This is a genomic window from Pantoea sp. JZ29 (assembly GCF_035190385.1).
GTDB classification, from domain to species: domain Bacteria; phylum Pseudomonadota; class Gammaproteobacteria; order Enterobacterales; family Enterobacteriaceae; genus Pantoea; species Pantoea stewartii.
In genome coordinates, this window is record NZ_CP045241.1 from 2620545 (window position 1) to 2637225 (window position 16681).

9 protein-coding genes and 2 pseudogenes are annotated in these 16681 nt (G+C 49.5%); 3 read left to right on the top strand and 8 right to left on the bottom strand.

Going from position 1 to position 16681, the window contains the following annotated elements:
- Window positions 1–6: 6 nt before the first annotated feature.
- The 6 genes and pseudogenes from GC090_RS12185 to GC090_RS12210 form a co-directional block, all read right to left on the bottom strand.
- A complete protein-coding gene (locus tag GC090_RS12185; protein ID WP_324019905.1) occupies window positions 7–2787 on the bottom strand; it encodes a kinetochore protein in 2781 nt (926 codons plus the stop codon).
- Window positions 2788–2831: 44 nt separating this feature from the next.
- The gene (locus tag GC090_RS12190; protein WP_324019906.1) at window positions 2832–5597 is read right to left on the bottom strand and encodes a hypothetical protein; all 2766 of its coding nucleotides are present in this window, start codon (window positions 5595–5597) and stop codon (window positions 2832–2834) included.
- A gap of 9 nt (window positions 5598–5606) precedes the next feature.
- Entirely contained in the window at window positions 5607–6692 is a 1086-nt protein-coding gene (locus GC090_RS12195; protein ID WP_039079238.1) for a DNA cytosine methyltransferase, read from the bottom strand.
- Window positions 6693–6845: 153 nt separating this feature from the next.
- A pseudogene (locus tag GC090_RS12200) lies at window positions 6846–7173 on the bottom strand (GNAT family N-acetyltransferase); the annotation flags it as partial.
- 14 nt (window positions 7174–7187) lie between these two features.
- Window positions 7188–7352: pseudogene (locus tag GC090_RS12205) on the bottom strand (Arm DNA-binding domain-containing protein); the annotation flags it as partial.
- Between the two features lie 616 nt (window positions 7353–7968).
- On the bottom strand, window positions 7969–9933 hold the full coding sequence (locus GC090_RS12210) for a methyl-accepting chemotaxis protein (RefSeq protein WP_324019907.1): 1965 nt from the start codon (window positions 9931–9933) through the stop codon (window positions 7969–7971).
- A gap of 586 nt (window positions 9934–10519) precedes the next feature.
- On the opposite strand from GC090_RS12210, the gene GC090_RS12215 reads away from it, so the two are divergent.
- Window positions 10520–12064 (top strand): methyl-accepting chemotaxis protein, encoded by a 1545-nt coding sequence (locus tag GC090_RS12215; RefSeq protein ID WP_033741048.1) that lies wholly within the window; start codon window positions 10520–10522, stop codon window positions 12062–12064.
- 308 nt (window positions 12065–12372) lie between these two features.
- On the opposite strand, the gene GC090_RS12220 is transcribed toward GC090_RS12215, so the two are convergent.
- A complete protein-coding gene (locus tag GC090_RS12220; protein WP_006119667.1) occupies window positions 12373–12687 on the bottom strand; it encodes an ArsR/SmtB family transcription factor in 315 nt (104 codons plus the stop codon).
- Between the two features lie 14 nt (window positions 12688–12701).
- On the bottom strand, window positions 12702–13820 hold the full coding sequence (locus tag GC090_RS12225) for an alkene reductase (RefSeq protein WP_054633929.1): 1119 nt from the start codon (window positions 13818–13820) through the stop codon (window positions 12702–12704).
- Between the two features lie 687 nt (window positions 13821–14507).
- Between GC090_RS12225 and GC090_RS12230 the strand changes: the two genes are divergently transcribed.
- Window positions 14508–15059, top strand: a complete 552-nt coding sequence (locus tag GC090_RS12230; RefSeq protein WP_054633930.1) for a GNAT family N-acetyltransferase — start codon at window positions 14508–14510, stop codon at window positions 15057–15059.
- Window positions 15060–15177: 118 nt separating this feature from the next.
- Window positions 15178–16602: an alpha,alpha-trehalose-phosphate synthase (UDP-forming) gene (locus GC090_RS12235; RefSeq protein WP_054633963.1), complete on the top strand. Its 1425-nt coding sequence runs from the start codon at window positions 15178–15180 to the stop codon at window positions 16600–16602.
- Window positions 16603–16681 lie beyond the last annotated feature (79 nt).

Below are 16681 nucleotides of genomic sequence, written 5' to 3' on the forward strand. Positions count from 1 at the left end.
CTTTGCTTATAACTGGAAAAGGGTCTCAAGTACGCTTGCAGATTCACCGGTAGTCATTTCCTGAACATATGGCCCTAACTCCGGGGCAAGAGCGTCAATCGTGGTCGCAATATCTTGTGCCGTACTACGGCCTAGGCCATAAGCCAGACGGGCAACAGCTTGTGCTTGTTCATCAGGAAGTAAAGAGAGTAGCGCTGCTTTTAGTACTTCCCTTGGCGCACAAGCTTGGTACTCTGGCTGGGGCTTGTCCACATAGATTGTCTTCCATAGTTCAAGGGTAATACGAGAAGGCGTGATGTCAGTATTTTGCTCAAATGTCCGCTCATCCGACCATATATTTTCTGCAAGAAACAGGGGTAACTGGTAAGCAAGAGGAGCCTGTAATGGAAACGTGCTTTTCCCGGTGGTGAATGTGAGTAAAAAAAGTATCGGGTGTCGGATGGGCAAATGTCGTAGAGCCTGCCGCCGATCCGTCCAACTGCATGCGGCAGGATGGCGAGTTCTGAATAAACACTCCTGGAGTTCAGGTAGCAGCGTTTCTGGAGGAGTGCGGTTAAAACCACGCAATTCAACGATGCTCGCCAGCCCTGCCTCTTGTTGATGGGTCAAAAAATCGCCTAGCGTCATGGTATTAGTATCGCCGGATAAGCGGATCAATGTGGGGGAGTTCATTAAATCACTGAAGCTAAAATGATCGCTATGTACCGATACTTCTCCCCAAACATTCCCGGCTAAGAGGTTCGCTAGTGAGGCGATAGTCTCTTTCGTCTGTTTTCCCATCAATCCGACTGCGGGTGTAACACTCGCAGCAGCAATCAGGCTGGATAATAAAGATTCACTTAGTCCCGTCGCCAGAGCCTGTTTTTCGATAGCCGATGATAGTTGATGTTTGCGAGTCAGGGCATTCGTCTCTGCTAATGGAAAATTAGAATTTGCTGATTCGGCTACAGATTCTGGTGCTATTCGTCGTTGGGCAGCTTGTTCCTGCACTGTTTCATTTTTGATTATCGCCCGCAGTAACGCTGTCTGGGCCAGCGTTTCAATTCCCGCTTGAGATGCAGCTTCGAAGGTCTTTTTAATCCGTTGTTCCAGTTCATTTTCTTGCTGACGTAGCGCTTTATTAATACGATCGGTCTCTTTTTTCAGTTTTTTCTTCTGGTCGTCGATTTCATTTTCAAGCTGTATTTTCTTTTCAGATAATACCTTTATTGATTGTTTAATCTGGTACTGTTCTTCTTCGTAACGAGTCAGTATTTCTTGTTTCTCAATATTAATTTGCGCTTCAACTTCAGGTAAAGCCAATAACTGTTGAGTCGTATCGTTAAGAAAGGATCTTGTATCTGCTATCTGTTCTAGGTGAGATACTGCACGAAGATAGGATGCCTCATTATCAGACTCATGTTCAGCAATAAAATGGGTTAAATTTTGTAGCTGCCCTTTACTGAATTGAGGGAAATCTTTTGCTGAATCAGTTCGTTTAAGCAGGCGTTTGATCCATGTGCTGGCTTCAGCGCAATCATATTTTTTACTCACCTGAGGGAGTTCAGTGATCACCCTGAGGGCATGAGTACCAAGTAGTGTCTGAGGAACCTGACGATAACTCTCTAGTGGCATATCAAAGTCATATTTTTTAGGATCAGACAAGTCACCCGGTAATCTTAGGGATACACCATCACTTAGGTGAAAAATGACCGCCGTATCGTTTTGCGGCTGGTAGCGGGTCAGTAACCATTCTCTGACAGCATCAGGCTCATCAGAGGCATGAGGCAGCGCAACGACAGGATAAACGCGCGACAGGTAGTCAGTAATAACATACTGCGCGGGTTTATCAGACGGCTGATATCGGGCTTTCCATATTGCTATTTCACCACGAGTAAATTTTTTACTGAAATAGCTTTCAAAACCAATGGCTTCACCTCCATGGGGGAAAAGATCTTTTACCAGTTCCTCCGGGAGGTCTCGTAGGTTGCCATTAATTAACAGACTAATCGGCATAACAAAAAAAGCGCCGGTCGCGGTTAACGCTAACACTTTTCCAATGAATATAACTTCGTCCATCGAACTGTCGATTTCTTTGGAAACAACGGGAGGAGCCTGTATTACACTGGTACCATCCATTGTTTTAAGGTCGTAACTGGCTTCAAACTGATCGATAAGTTCACCCAATTTTCGCGCCATCGGTAAAGAATGTTCTGACAGCTTTGTCCGCCATCGATTATCGGCTGTTCGCGTTCCCCTGAGTGCGTCAACCAATCCCCCAACAAACAGCGGAATAGTGCGCTCTGGCTTAGGAATTTCTTTACCCTGACTAATTAAGGCACAATGTTCAATGTCTTCATCAATGAAATTAATTGTCGAAGAGTCAGATACACCATGTTGGGGTAAATCTATTTCTTCACCATTCAGGAATTTCGTTATAATTTCAGGGCAGTCAGAAGAAATATAGAATCCTAGAATAGTGCGCCATAACGGTTTACAGAGTTCAATATCTTCCGCATTACTTTCTGCTTCTAGCAGATCTCTAAGAACAATTTGTGGGTCATTTTGTTCAGAAAACGTTAAATTTTCACGAAGCCAATCAGACACAACAAGTTTGGCCTTAGGTGGTAACGTACGGAGAAAATGTAACCTTTTCTCTGGTCCTTTCGGTAAATTATCTGCTTTAGCGCCATTTCTGGTGAGCCTTTGCTTGCACTCTTGCAAGCATCTGATCAATTCATGGGATTCTGTACCGAAGCTGTACATTTGGCCCAGCCGGTCGCTAATAATACTTTTCTTGTTAGCCATGTTAAACGTTCTCCTTACCACCTGAACCACCTGATTCTGTAAAATTACTGTAAGGTTCTACGCAGCTTGCGTGTTGTCAGCGCTCTGTTCCGTCGTTCCAACGCGCGTTGGCAGGAAGGGAAGACCATTACATTGTCCCAGAGTGGAAATTTCCCTCCTGCAAATAAGTAACCACCATTATCTGTTATCGACAAGCATCCACGGGCAACATGGATCCACCACTGTAAAATGGAGGGCGGTAACGCAAAGATTTTCGTTGACCAGCACCAGTCAGTATCGCCCTTTTGCACGCCAACCGTTTCTCCTGAACATATCATCTGAGCCATTAATGCCCAGGAGAAGCTATCGGTTTGCCAGTATCCGGTGTTCTGCCGAATAAAATAACGATAACGCTGTTTTTCCTGACACCGTATCAATAGATTATTAGCCGTTTGAGTAAGCCGCTGTTCTTCTGACCATTGGTATTTTTCAGCTTGCCATAGCGACACATGGAGTTCCGGGGGTAAAGCCGGGATAAACTGCATTTGAGACAGCGGCAGCAATACTCCGCTCAAAGCATTTACGGGGAAATCGTCGTGACTAACCAAACGTAACCCAAACTGTTCAATGAAAGCATGAACCCGCTCTCTGGCTGATAGATGCAATTCAATACAACCCATTGAACAACCTTTATCCTCAACCAACCGACGCCCTATTCGCTCATCGTTATTAAGTGCTTCTTGGAGAAGATTACGTTCACTTCTTGTAAACATCCCCAGAATTCGGGCAACAATTCCCTGCTCAGTGACATCAATGGAAATGGTTCTTTCAGCCAATGAGACTAACGAATATGGCGCATGGCGTCGTTGTACTACACAAAGCCAGCCAGCGGCAAAGAGCATGCGACGCAATTGCCACTCGGGTATCCTCGTTACCTGTGACAGGGTTCCAATATGTTGTTTTAATTCACTAAAAGGCAATGTGCTACGACGTTGAAAACGCAAGGCCAGCGCCTCAGCGAGCCAGTCAAATGCTGCGGGTATATCATGTAACTCGGTATACTGACATGTTACAGGAAGGCAATTTTCATACTGCCATAACATCTGAGCACCACTCAATAGTGTTATTTCTTCGCGTTTCAGTGGGGGGATCACTGCCGTATCCCCTAACGCCATTAATACTCCCGATGGTCCATCAGTAAGCCAATCATGTGGCTCTGTAATTTTACAATAGGTGGCGTAAGGCGCGTGATCTAACACGTGTACATCTAAATTTACTGGGATATCTGAATGCTCTAACGTAAGTTCATAGCGACAAAATGCCTGACCAGATATTTCCATCAACTTCTCTGGTGGAATGAATAATCCTTCAGCCCCCCGAGATAGAGAGCCATGAGTTAATTCTTCTCCGTCTTTATTGCTAATGACATAGCATCCTCTTAGTACTTCAGGCATATGAATTATCGGTGTACTGGCAGGGTTAAGCAGTATAGCCTGCCCAAATCGCGCTGCACCTGACATACGAGGTCGAGCAGGCTGCCATCCCTGTATTAGAAAACGACGGGCTTCTTCTGGTAACAAACGGGCTATCTTATCCAGCGTTTGCCTGCCAACTTCATCGGAAGAAACTATCGACCATTTGGTAGATTTAATATCCCGACGTTGTACTCTTTCGCCAACCTTCTTCAAGACAGTGAAAATACTGTCTGCATATTTATGATGAAGTATTAAATAGATTGGAGAATTATCATAATATTCTCCTTCTGAACTAATATGAAAAAAATCATCACGAAAAAGCGGCAAACACCCAGACCGCAGTGCGACTCCCACTCGTGACTTATAGAAATAACCCTTCCGTTTTTTTAATAATAAATCTAGGGAGTTTAATGTGGTGCCTATATCTCGTTCGTAATATATATTATCATAGTTCTCTATTTCATTAGACAAGGAGTAATAATGCTGGATTTCTGAGGCTGTAGCAGCAGCGTCATCCATGAGAAGATAAATCTCTGGATTACCTGAATCATTAAACTCCATGTGAATACAATACTTACCATTCTCTTTGAGTTGTTCTCTCTCTGTATGTACAGTGATATCACGAACAGCACCCCAAAAAGGAGAATCATAGGCCTGCCGCATGGCAGCCTTTGAAAGTAATGTTCTGAACTCAATAAATTCTTGGTTAAAAACTTCACTAAAATAAGATATATATTGATGTACTACCTTATTAACTGCTTCAAAAGTTGAATGGTTATCTAAGTTATTATCGATGAGTATATTCCGTAAAAAGACTTCATCTTTGTAGCAGGGAAAAGCAATTCTCTTGGAATACCCAATCAATCTTTCATGTTTTGATGGCCTTGGCAAGATTAAACGGGTACAGTTCTGTCTTTTACTACTCCATCTTTCTAACCTTTCCCATAAGTTGGGTAATTCAGTAAAGACAAATTTTTTATTTCTATCAAAGCCAAGCAGCACAGAAAATCGAACCCGAAAATCTCCTTCGTCATGTGTTTCATCATCAGCACTGGCAGCAAGTAATGTTAAATATAAAATTGCAAAATAAGTAGGGTATCCTTTTATTTGCGCTAAAATGTCTAATTGTGACTCATCCCTGAGAGCATCCTGGATTTTAGACGCTTTTTTTCCAAACGAAATCAGGAAACTTCGCTTAGCATCCTCTTTGCTACGTGGACCTGCAAGTTGCTCAAAAATGCGTCCCGTAGTATCAATTCGGCTTAAAGTCGAGCCCGTATGCGAAGACTCAAGAAAGACGATCTTTACTAGTTCAGCATTCCATTCTTCTAAAGTAACCGGGAAAGAATCATCCATACTCACCACCTAATTACCGTTCGCTGTCATCTTTTTCAAACCAGCACCAGAAAATAAATGCCGAAAAAGTACCTCAGCCAGTAGTGGAGGAACAGCATTACCAATTTGGGTAAATTTTGACTCGACGTCTCCTACAGGCTCAAAACCCTGTGGAAAAGTTTGTATTCGTGCACATTCCCGCCATGATAACCGCCTTGCCTGTTCCAGTTTGGGACGAGAAGTATCAACAATTAGATGCTCATATTCATCAGAAAAGTCCCAGCGCTGCTTCCAGCCATCCTCCAGGTTTGACCATGTTAACTTCATCACCGGGCTGGCAGGATGTAGTGTCACATGACGCCAGTTAGCTACGACGGTGTAAGCAGGGCTGTCCCATAGAGCTTTACGATTTCGGGACATGAAATACCATGAGAAATGCCCTTCAGGATCATGTGGTCGTTCGTAAAACTCACCTTCAGGCCATAGTGGTAAATCCTTAATAGCCTCACCATGTGAAACATAGGGTTTTAAATGAGGATTCTTTTTTGTCGCTTTGCCATGTGTTTCAGCAGGAAATTCAAAGTATTGCCCCAGATCGTTTCTGACGCCAATAATAAACAAACGCTTGCGCGACTGAGGCACGCCGTAAGCCCTGGCGTTTACCATATGATAGCTGACTTGGTACCCGGCAGCTTTATATGCCGTGAGCTGTTGTTCCAGAAAGCTACCTGCCCCTAAATGTTTCAAGCCCGAAACATTTTCAGCAACAAAATACTTCGGCTGAACAGTCTCTAATACCCGTAGAAAGTGTTTATAAAGGTTTGTTCTGTCGTCATTGTTAGGTTTTCTGTTACCTGCCATTGAAAATGACTGGCAGGGATAGCCTCCAACAACAATATCAACATCCGGAAAAGACAGAATTTGAGAGATATCACTATGCCTGATATCACTATCGGGGAAATAGTTCACTAATGTTTTGCAGGCATTCTCTACAACATCGTTGGCAAAGACGATGTCTCCACCAGCTGAGGTAATTCCAAAATCCATACCACCACAACCGGAGAAAAGTGAAAGTACCCGAATATTATCGTTCTCTCTCTCAAAAACACTGCTCATACGCCCATACCAAATATCTTCATCTAACAAACCGTAACTGGTTGTTAATTTTCCATAAAATCATAGAGAAAGATTATACCCCTGTGTAAAGAATCTTACATCAATATACTTAGCTTTTGAGGGGGAAGTGGTGTTTTTGTTGTTAAGGTATTACTAAATGGCCGTTCTTCTGATAGCGCTTCCCACCAAATCCCCCATCAGCAACATCGATCCATCGGCAACGGCTCAGCCCCTCCCCGCAGATAAAACTCCCGCGCTTCGTCAGACAACGCATCAACCAGCGTCCCGTGAATACCAATGGTTCCGCCACCTGTATTACCCGCAACTCGGCGTTACATATCAGTGCCAGCCCCATACCTTGCCCATGTAGCGATTTATCCATCTCCAGGCGTCCCAGCACCAGAAGGGGAATCGGGTAAGACATATTGCGACAAAGGCGCACGGGGGCAGTATTTATTGTTACAGCGCAGGAAGCCAGCGACTAGTAAGCCATTACACACCAAAGGCCATGCGCTTCTCTTTCCCGTCGAAGCGATATTTCATGCGGCTGTATCTGGAACCAGAGGGGACACCCTCAAAATACAAACCATCGCCATCCGATTGTTTGTAGGCTTTGTCTCTAGATTTAGTGGTATCGACTTGTCAAGCATTAAGCTTCATTGGGGGCATCTCCCAAAACCGAACACAGAATATCGCCACTTATGCCCCCAACTATGATTTGATTTCGGTTGAGTCCAGTTGATAACAGAGATAAGGTACGGGCCATAAACCGCATCATACGGGCTTTTAGTTGATTTCAATTGACTTGAGAAGAGTTTGAAATAGTACCGATAATAGGAGCCGAACCCACGACCTTCGCATTACGAATGTGAGCCAACACATAAATGAGTATAAAAATGAGTACAAATAAAAATTAAATAACATAAAACAATAAAAATCAACAGCATAAAAACACAATCACAGTTCAACGTCTAATCCCTGTAGTTAAAACAAACTGCACGTGAGTGAACAAGGTTGTGAAAGCCACGCGAATGCGTGGCTTTTTCGTTTTAAAGCTTCACAGAACAGGTTTGAAAAAAGCCACTAAGACATTGAGGATCAAACGCAACGTAGGCTGAATTTTCCGTCTTGAAAATAAGGCGGCTAATAAGCAACCTGACGAGGTGTGATAAATAACAACAAGAAAGCCCAGGTTCACGTTGCCATCACCTCAGTTGTTATCCCTGCTTAACAGAGACTGGCGCAGGGCCTTCCTGGTCGCGGCGCCAGCAGTGATTTACCGTGACGCTGAAAGTGTCTGCAGCACTTTCAGCTCGGCGACCGCTTCCTGCATCGCATCCATACCTGCCGTTAAGGTGCGCAGATTATCCAGCTGTTTCGCCATCCCTGCCCGTTCATGACGGCTTCGATCGCTCATGGCGGCAATCGCATCGGCAGCCTGGATACTGCGGTCTGCCATGTCCGTCGCGGTTTGTACCGTGTTTGTCGCGACATCGCGGATACGCGAGATCGTGTCGACCGCATCATTAATGTTGCTTGCAGTCGCTTCAGCCTGCTCTTTCGAGGATTGCGCCAGACGGCGAACTTCCCCTGCCACAACGGCAAATCCTCTGCCAGCTTCCCCCGCGCGTGCAGCCTCGACAGCGGCATTGAGCGCCAGAATATTGGTCTGGAAAGCGATATTGCTGATGCCGTGCGTAATAACGTTGATGCCGTTAGATATCGCTTCCAGATCGTCCAGCCCGCCCCCCAAGCGCCCTTGTGCCTGCTGGCTTTCTTTGGCGAGAGTGCTGATAGCGCGAATGCTGCTTTCGGCCATCGACAACGCTTCGCTCTGGCTCTGGGTTGCCGCCTCAAGTACCGGCAGCGCCTGAACGATAGGTGCCAACTCCTGCTGATAGTTCACCACGCGAGCCAGCACGCCCGACTGGACGCGGTTTAGCGCTTCCCAGCGACGTAACGCGCGCTGCGCATAGTGCGCGGCATAGCTGGCATATTCCACCGGAAATTGCGCCATGGCGTTTACGTTATGATTGAAGAATACAAGTGCAGACAAAGTCTGATTGATCGGTACGCCCAGAATTTCACCAAAGCTGGAGAACCCGGCCGCCGGGATGCCTTTAAAGAAATGCGCATCGTGCAGCTTATCGGGATTGCCCTGTCGGCGCAGTATGCAGTCATTCATCAGGACCGCCGCCGGTTTGCCGTGACGTTGCGTAAAGGCCTGCCAGTCCCGCAGCGTAGCCTGTTTAAAATCGGTTTCACGCATTAAGTAAAGCCGATCGCCAAACTCCAGATCGCAAAAAAAATGTACACTGTGGCTGTCCATCTTCGCTACAGAACGAATGAAATACGCGTCACCTACCTTCACCGCAAACGTTAAACCTTTCAGACGCTCCGTCAGCTGCTGTTCATTGCAGCCCAGATGTTCAGCCAGTGCCTGGGTGAAGGGCTGTTGCTGCCCCTGTGGGTTGAACACGGAAGTCAGGGTACGCTTAACCGGATCCGCCTCGGCAATCAGCCAGCTCTTGTTCAGTGGCTCGAAGTTCTGACTCTTAAAGGGTGAAAAGGACTTACCCGCCGCCATTTTGCAGAAAACAATAACGGCTTTCCCTTGCAGTACACGCCCGCCAGCGCCAATCCATGTCCCGTCAAAGGTGACGCGTCCACCGGCGGATCCGCCGATTGCCAGGCAGGGAAAGCGGCCCGTATTATACCAGGCCTGCATTAAAAACCCTTCCGATGCAGACAGCCCGTCACAGTAAATCATGGCAAAGGTACGGTCAGCAGAGAGCGGCATGCTCAGCCTCAACGCAGCCAGCTCATCCTGGATGGCACGAATGCGGTCCGTCGCCGTGTGGGTATCGTGAAGGTGCAGATCGACCACATGTGTTTCATGCTCTGCAATCAGGTTGCGGGGTAACCAGAGCCAGCTGCCTTCCTGCCCGTCGCCTTTGCAGTACGTTGTTTGCTTGCCGCTGGCGCTGAGCGCTCCGTTAGAGGAGAGCGTAATGACGGTCAAATCTGTTGATGTAAAGCGTTGCCATGCCTGACTGACCTTATGAAAATCGGCCTCTGGCGGCACAAACGTCAGCAAAATACCCGCAGCACGACTGCTGAGGCCTGCTGCAGAGAGCGAAGTGGGTAAGCTTTCACAGTTAAAGATCCCGTTGGCGGGCTGAGATCCCCCCGCAAAACGTGAACCGGTTAAGCTTCTGGTCATTGTCTTGATGACAGACATATTGTTGTTTCCACTGTAATTAAAAGGAATGCACGTACTGGTGTCGTAAAAAAGCACACAAATGACTGAGTAATAATCAGCTTTGACGCTTCAGGTTCAGCCCCAACATTGAGCTGAGCATGCGTTATCGACACAGGAGGCAATTGCTTCAACAATTACTGCGATTATTGTTATTGATGGGTCAGTGCTGGACAGGGCGACGGTTGCGACAGGCTGGTTCTCTGCATTTTCATTGGGATGCCTGCCCGCAGTTAAGATGCGCACAGAACCGCCGCGCCCTTTCCGCCCGGACGCCTTCATGGCCAGCGCAGTGATCTGCCCTTCTGTTTAGTCATTCTAAAACCCGTCACGCCGTACGACAGAGGGGAAGACATGACTTTTTTACTGCGATTTGCCGATGCTTTGATGACGGGAGGGATATAAGAAAAACCTATGAATAATGCGTCTTAACTCGTTGACAGAATTTAATTTTTCCTGAAATTCCCATGACGTGTTTTCTTACATTTAATTGTCCTGGTTTCGATAAAGGTTGGTCTGTCTGTGCCGAAAGATCACCGTCCCCCTCTCCCTTTATCAGGATAGATTTATGAAGATCGCAACACGGCTCGGTTTGGGTTTTGGCACGTTAATCATTTTTTTCTCCCTGTGCATAGTGGTAGCCATTCATTCTTTATACCAGTCTAAAAACACCCTTGAAGCCATTGTTCAGGGTGATATGAAGAAAACAAAATTAATCACAGACCTGACACTTATTCAGCGTGATATGGCAATCACGGTAAGGAATCTGTCCTTATTTACAGATGAAAAAGGTCTTGAAGAGCAATCCGCTCGTCTTGAAAAATTAAAAGCCCGGTTTGTTGACAGCAGTTCTCAACTGGGCCAGATGATTGACCAGTCGGGCAGTAACGAGGAAAAAAAAGCGTTTGAGGCAATCGAAAAGAGTCAAAAAAATGCCCTGGACTCCTTCAGTAATACTGTTCCTCTGGCATTGGGGAAAAATAACGCAGCAACAGTGAAATTTCTTCTTGATACCGTCAGACCAGCCCAGAACCCCCTGATTGACGGACTCACCTCAATGGGCGAAGTGCTCACTCAGCGCTCTGATAATGCCGTCAGTCAGAACAGTAAGACAACGGAGCAGGCCTATATTATTTTGCTGGTTCTGCTGGGCATTGCGGTCATTTTGGGCTTGCTGACGGGAAGTTACCTGATTCGCAAGATTATGCGTGAACTCGGCGGTGAGCCGGTTACAGCGCAACGGCTCGCTTACGCTATTTCACAAGGGAATCTGACCTCAACGGTTCAACTGCGAAAAAATGATGACCGCAGCCTCATGGCGTCTCTCGACGCGATGCAAGCCAGACTGCGCGGGATCGTGTTGCAGATTAAAGACGCCTCCGCGTCCGTTGCGCTGGCGGCCGATGAAATCGACCGGGGAAATACAGAACTCTCATCACGAACCGAGCAGCAGGCTGCCGCACTGCAGCAGACCGCCGCCAGCATGGAGCAGCTCACCAGCACGGTGAAGAGCAACACAGCCGGTGCGCAGCAGACCGCTGAATCTGCCCGGGCAACAGCAGAGACCGTTAACGCCGACAAGTCCAAGGTCAGCCACATGACCGATACCATGCACAACATCCATGAGAGCGCAGTCAAGGTCCGTGATATTACGTCCGTGATTGAAAGCATCGCTTTTCAGACCAACATCCTGGCGTTGAATGCCGCCGTGGAAGCCGCGCGTGCAGGTGAAGATGGTCGCGGATTCGCCGTCGTGGCTGGTGAGGTGCGGACACTTGCCCAGCGTAGTGCCACGGCCGCGAAAGACATCAAGCGTCTGATTGAACAGGCCGTCGCACACGTTGACAGCGGCGTAGAAATTGCCGCGCTAACCGGGCAGAGCGTCCTGAAGGTCATGAGTATGGTCAGCGACCTGGCTGAAGGGATGGACTCGATTGCCCGGGCCTCTTCTGAACAGCTGCAGGGAATTTCAGAAGTCAGCGTGGCAGTGAATCAGATGGACGGCGTCACACAGAATAACGCGGCGCTGGTCCAGGAATCGTCAATGGCCTCCCGTTCGCTGTCTGAACAGGCCCAAACATTACGACAGATTGTTGGATCGTTTAGCGTCTGAACATTCAGGTAACGCCCGCGTTCCAGGCTTCATCAGGAAGGTACAGGGGCAATCACATCCGCCTGGCGCAGGTTCACAGGCTGTGGTATCTGCGACAAATTCCGGCGCGTGTTGCGAAGGGATGGCGCTTTGTATCGTGACTTATTCAGGCTGCCCTAAACGTCGCAACGGTAAAAGAGAGTGGCGCTCATGCGCCCTCTCTTCCTCGCCAGCGAAATGCGTGAGCCTGGCGCTGATTTTCATGCATGTCCTGATGTGCCACAACGCAGCGTTACCGGACGTCCGTATGACTGTCGTTGACAAGCCGCCTACAGATCCTGCAGGGCCTGGATAATTGACGTATTCATCTCATGAACCGCCTCTTCACGCCGGCGATAGTATGTCCATTTACCGACCTTGCTTGCCTCAAGCAGGCCGGCATCATGCAGCGCTTTCAGACATAACGAGGTGGCGGGCTGCGAGAGGCCCGCTTTGTCCTGAATAAGACTGGCACAGACACCGTACTGATCGAAGGGATACAGCTGAGAATAGTCAGCAAAGGCTTCGTCAGGGCGTTTAAGCCATTTGAGCACCGCAACCCGTGTCGGGTTAGCCAGTAATTTAATGGCATTTTCAGGTGTCATGCCGTCTCAGAACCTCAAGCAGAATAGAAAGGGTAGTCAGTATAGCCTTTCTCACTTCCACCATACAGTGAGGCAGGATCCGCGTTGTTCAGCGGGTAGCCCATTTTGAAACGCGCCGGTAAATCCGGGTTAGCGATAAACGTGCGCCCGAAGCCAAACAGATCGCCCCATCCCTTTTCCAGCATACGTTCGGCCTTTTCCCTGGTATAACGTCCGGAATACATGATGGGGGAACGGAAGGTTTCACGCAACGCAATACGGAAGCTTTCGGGCATCTCCGGACTGTTGTCCCAGTCCGCTTCGGCGATAGACAGATAGCCAGTTTCAAGCTCGTTTAGCATCTGCGCAGCACGAATGTAGGTAGCATGCGGATCGCGTTCAACCAGCCCCAGATAAACGCGTTCTTCCTCTGTGCTTGAGAACAATGGCGCGAAACGTACGCCGACACGGTGACTGCCAAATACCGCACTCACCGCTTCGGTGACTTCACGCAGGAAGCGCAGGCGGTTATCAAGGGAGCCGCCATATTCATCGGTACGGAAATTGGTGTGTTCAGAAATAAACTGATTGATCAGATAACCGTTGGCGGCATGCAGCTCGACACCGTCAAAACCGGCTTTTTTCGCGTTCTCTGCTGCCGTGCGGTACATCGCCACAATCGCTTTGACTTCCGATGTGGTCAGTTCGCGCGGCATGCTGGGTTCCGTCAGCATACCGGCACCAGGTCCGGTTTCAATAAAGACCCGTACGCCGCTGGCGGCAACGGCGGAAGGAGCAACAGGCGGCTGTTTACCGGGCTGCAACGCATTGTGCGATACGCGGCCCACGTGCCAGAGCTGGCAAAAGAGCGTTCCGCCCTCTGCATGCACAGCGTCGGTGACGTTTCGCCATCCCGCAATTTGTGCGTCGCTGTGAATGCCAGGCGTCCAGGCATAGCCCTGCCCGCGCGGTTCAATTTGCGTACCTTCGGTAATCATGAAGCCCGCGCTGGCACGCTGGCGATAGTACTCCACCATCATCGTGCCGGGAATGTTGCCCGGCTGCTCGCTACGGCAACGGGTCAGGGGTGGAAGCGCAATGCGGTTACGCAACGTGAGATCACCCAGCGTCAGGGGCGTGAAAAGAGACGACATAATTAACATCCTTAAAAAGAAACAGGGTCGGCATTATATTTACACATTTAAATTTGTAAATATGTAATGTGTGCGGTTATCTCCCGTTGTCATGATGACTCTGCCAGATTGCCTTCACCGCGCCCTTCACCTAAGCGTTACCGTTATCCTCACGGCGGAACGACCGGGCTGATGGTGGCTGTTTCGGCTTTTTTGCGGCAAAAATCAGCATCACTCCGCCGGTAGGAAAATCCCTCACTGCCCTTTATCAGCGCAGTATGAACGCGTGCAGCAGCCTGGATGATGAACGCAGCAAAACAATGGCAGATCGGCGCGTAAAGCAGAAGATAGCCGCTTTATACCCTGTTAAATCGTCAGAACCGGTCACCTGAAACGCGACCTGCGGTACAGCTCGGGCAGAGACGAAGGCGAGTCGCCTTCACATAACATTGCTTGTCTGTCCCGTCCTCAGCGTATGCATGCCGCCCTTTTCAGGAGAGAAGACAGGGATATATCAGGCTGGGGATACGACGGCACGTAATCTTTGCGCCACGGGGGCTTCTTCACTGGCTCATGCCCCCATGTCTTCACCCTTTCCTTTGCACCCTTTTTACACCGCACCCGATCTTTTTTACGCCACTTTTACACGCCGGGCGCTTAAATCAACGGCACCGGGCGCTGAGGCGCCCATGTAAAAGGAAACCGTTGATGAAATGTGTGAATGCGGCCTCTTTCCTGCCGGTTTGTGGTGATGCCGTGATTGCGGATCTTGCCGAGCAGCAGCGGCTGCGCCTGCTTTCTCCCCGTAAATGGTTCAGAGAGACGATGGAGGTCAACACCGATCCGTCCATGCTCAATCCGCGGCTGATTGCCCAGTGGCTGGGTTCGGCTATTCCCGATGCACGTCTGCTGACGCTGGCGTTGAACAGCAGTCTTTGCTTTGGCCTCTATCGTCATACCCGGCAGATCGGTTTTGCGCGGGTCGTTACCGATATGGCCGAAACCTGGGTTATACAGGACCTGTTTATCTCGCCAGAGTATCGCTATATCGGGCTGGGATCCTGGCTGCTCCACTGCTGTCTGACCCACCCTGGCGCCAGTGGCTGTCATCGCATTATTGCACTGAGCGACAGCGCCCAGGACTTTCTTGAACGCAACGGATTCATTTGCCATGCCTCTCTGCCGGGTCTTTATCTCAGGGCGGTTGCGCCTTACGGCCTGAGCGACTCGTTGAGCGCTGACCGCGCCCACCACCATTAAGCGGACAGGACGCTTTGCCATGTGTGGCCTGCTGCAGTTTTTCATCCGACCTCAACCCGATAACGGCTGGACGCCGGGCACGGCAACTGATGCCCTGCCCGCCCATAAGGAAAACACCATGTCAGGTTTTATCCTGGTATCACATAATCATTCACAACGTTCCACGCTGTCTGCAATTTATGAAGGCCTGCTTTCCCGCCACGGCGGACTCTGGATAAGCTGGGATGGTGAGACGACAGTGCTGCCTTCTGATGCACCAAGGCCGCTGAGCATTCAGCAGAAAGGCCCTTATGAAACGCTGACCTTTCCTCTGTCTTCCGCCGAAGTGAAAGAGGGTTATCACCATTATGTTCATCAGGGATTGTGGCCGGTTTTCCACCAGCGTCCGGATTTGGCCCGCTTTTCTGCTGACGGCTATCGGGAATACAAAAAGATTAACGAAGCCTATGCGCGGGTCATCTGTGATAACGCTATGCCCGATGACACCATCTGGATACAGGATTACCATCTGCTGGGCTGCGCCCATTACCTTCGTGAGGCCGGACTGACTAATCCTGTGGGCTTTTTCCTGCACCAGCCCTTTCCCTCAGGCACGATGTTTGAGGCGATACCCGACTGGCGCTGGCTCACACAGTCGCTGCTGTGCTGTGATTTGCTCGGCTTTCAGACCGTTCAGGACCTGAACAACTTTATCGTCTGGCTGGAAAGCGAATTCCGCACCGAGCGCCTGAGCGTAGACAGCGTTCGCGTGCAGGGGCGGATTGTAAAGCTCGGCGTCTTTCCTGTCGGGATCGATCTGGATGATGTGCGCTGCCTGCGTGACAGCAACAGCTGTGCGTTTATGGAAATGCAGTGTCGTGAAAGCTTACCGGAAAACACCGTTCTGAGCGGCGGTCATCTTGATGAAAGCGCCGGACTGCCTTACCGCATCAGCGCGGTAGAAGTGTTACTGCGCAAACATGCCGTCTATCAAAAAAATATTACCCTGCTGCAACTGGCCCCGCCTGCTGCGGGCTACGCGGACCGGGCAGCGGCTGTCACGCACACGTTAGAAACCCTGTGCGGAGAATGTAATGGCGTGCATGGCATGATGAACTGGTATCCCGTGAATTGCCTGACGCATGCCTACAGCCGTGAGGAGCAGGCGGGTATTTATCGTGCCTCACGCGTCGCGCTGGTCACGCCCCTGATGTCAGGCATGAGTCTGATGGCGAAGATGTATGTGGCCCTGCAGGATCCGGAAAACCCGGGTGTGTTGATCCTGTCACAGTTCGCGGGCGCGGCGGAGCAGATGGACGGCGCGCTTATCGTCAATCCCTACGATCCGGATGCCATGGCCGATGCCATTCACAGTGCTCTGCTGATGCCGCTGCGTGAACGGCGACACCTGCACGCGCGCCTGATGAAGGGGTTACATCTGCATGACAGCCATCACTGGGCAGAGGCATTTCTGTCTGTGCTGGGCGGCATGCCGGTCCTTCCGGGCCCGGTTATGGCAGCCGCGCCCGCGTTGCGTCTGAGCAGCAGCCGGGTGCGCTACTGAGGTGACAGGCAAACGCTGCGCCAGTCAGCCTCCTGGCGCCGGTTGCGGCACGGCAGACAACCTGACAGGGTCGCTGTCC

What these genes read in the sequence shown, in the direction of transcription:
- GC090_RS12225 (WP_054633929.1), bottom strand. Translation starts at nt 13,820, where the DNA reads ATGTCGTCTCTTTTCACGCCCCTGACGCTGGGTGATCTCACGTTGCGT.
- GC090_RS12195 (WP_039079238.1), bottom strand. Translation starts at nt 6,692, where the DNA reads ATGAGCAGTGTTTTTGAGAGAGAGAACGATAATATTCGGGTACTTTCA.
- GC090_RS12235 (WP_054633963.1), top strand. Translation starts at nt 15,178, where the DNA reads ATGTCAGGTTTTATCCTGGTATCACATAATCATTCACAACGTTCCACG.
- GC090_RS12220 (WP_006119667.1), bottom strand. Translation starts at nt 12,687, where the DNA reads ATGACACCTGAAAATGCCATTAAATTACTGGCTAACCCGACACGGGTT.
- GC090_RS12190 (WP_324019906.1), bottom strand. Translation starts at nt 5,597, where the DNA reads ATGGATGATTCTTTCCCGGTTACTTTAGAAGAATGGAATGCTGAACTA.
- GC090_RS12185 (WP_324019905.1), bottom strand. Translation starts at nt 2,787, where the DNA reads ATGGCTAACAAGAAAAGTATTATTAGCGACCGGCTGGGCCAAATGTAC.
- GC090_RS12215 (WP_033741048.1), top strand. Translation starts at nt 10,520, where the DNA reads ATGAAGATCGCAACACGGCTCGGTTTGGGTTTTGGCACGTTAATCATT.
- GC090_RS12210 (WP_324019907.1), bottom strand. Translation starts at nt 9,933, where the DNA reads ATGTCTGTCATCAAGACAATGACCAGAAGCTTAACCGGTTCACGTTTT.
- GC090_RS12230 (WP_054633930.1), top strand. Translation starts at nt 14,508, where the DNA reads ATGAAATGTGTGAATGCGGCCTCTTTCCTGCCGGTTTGTGGTGATGCC.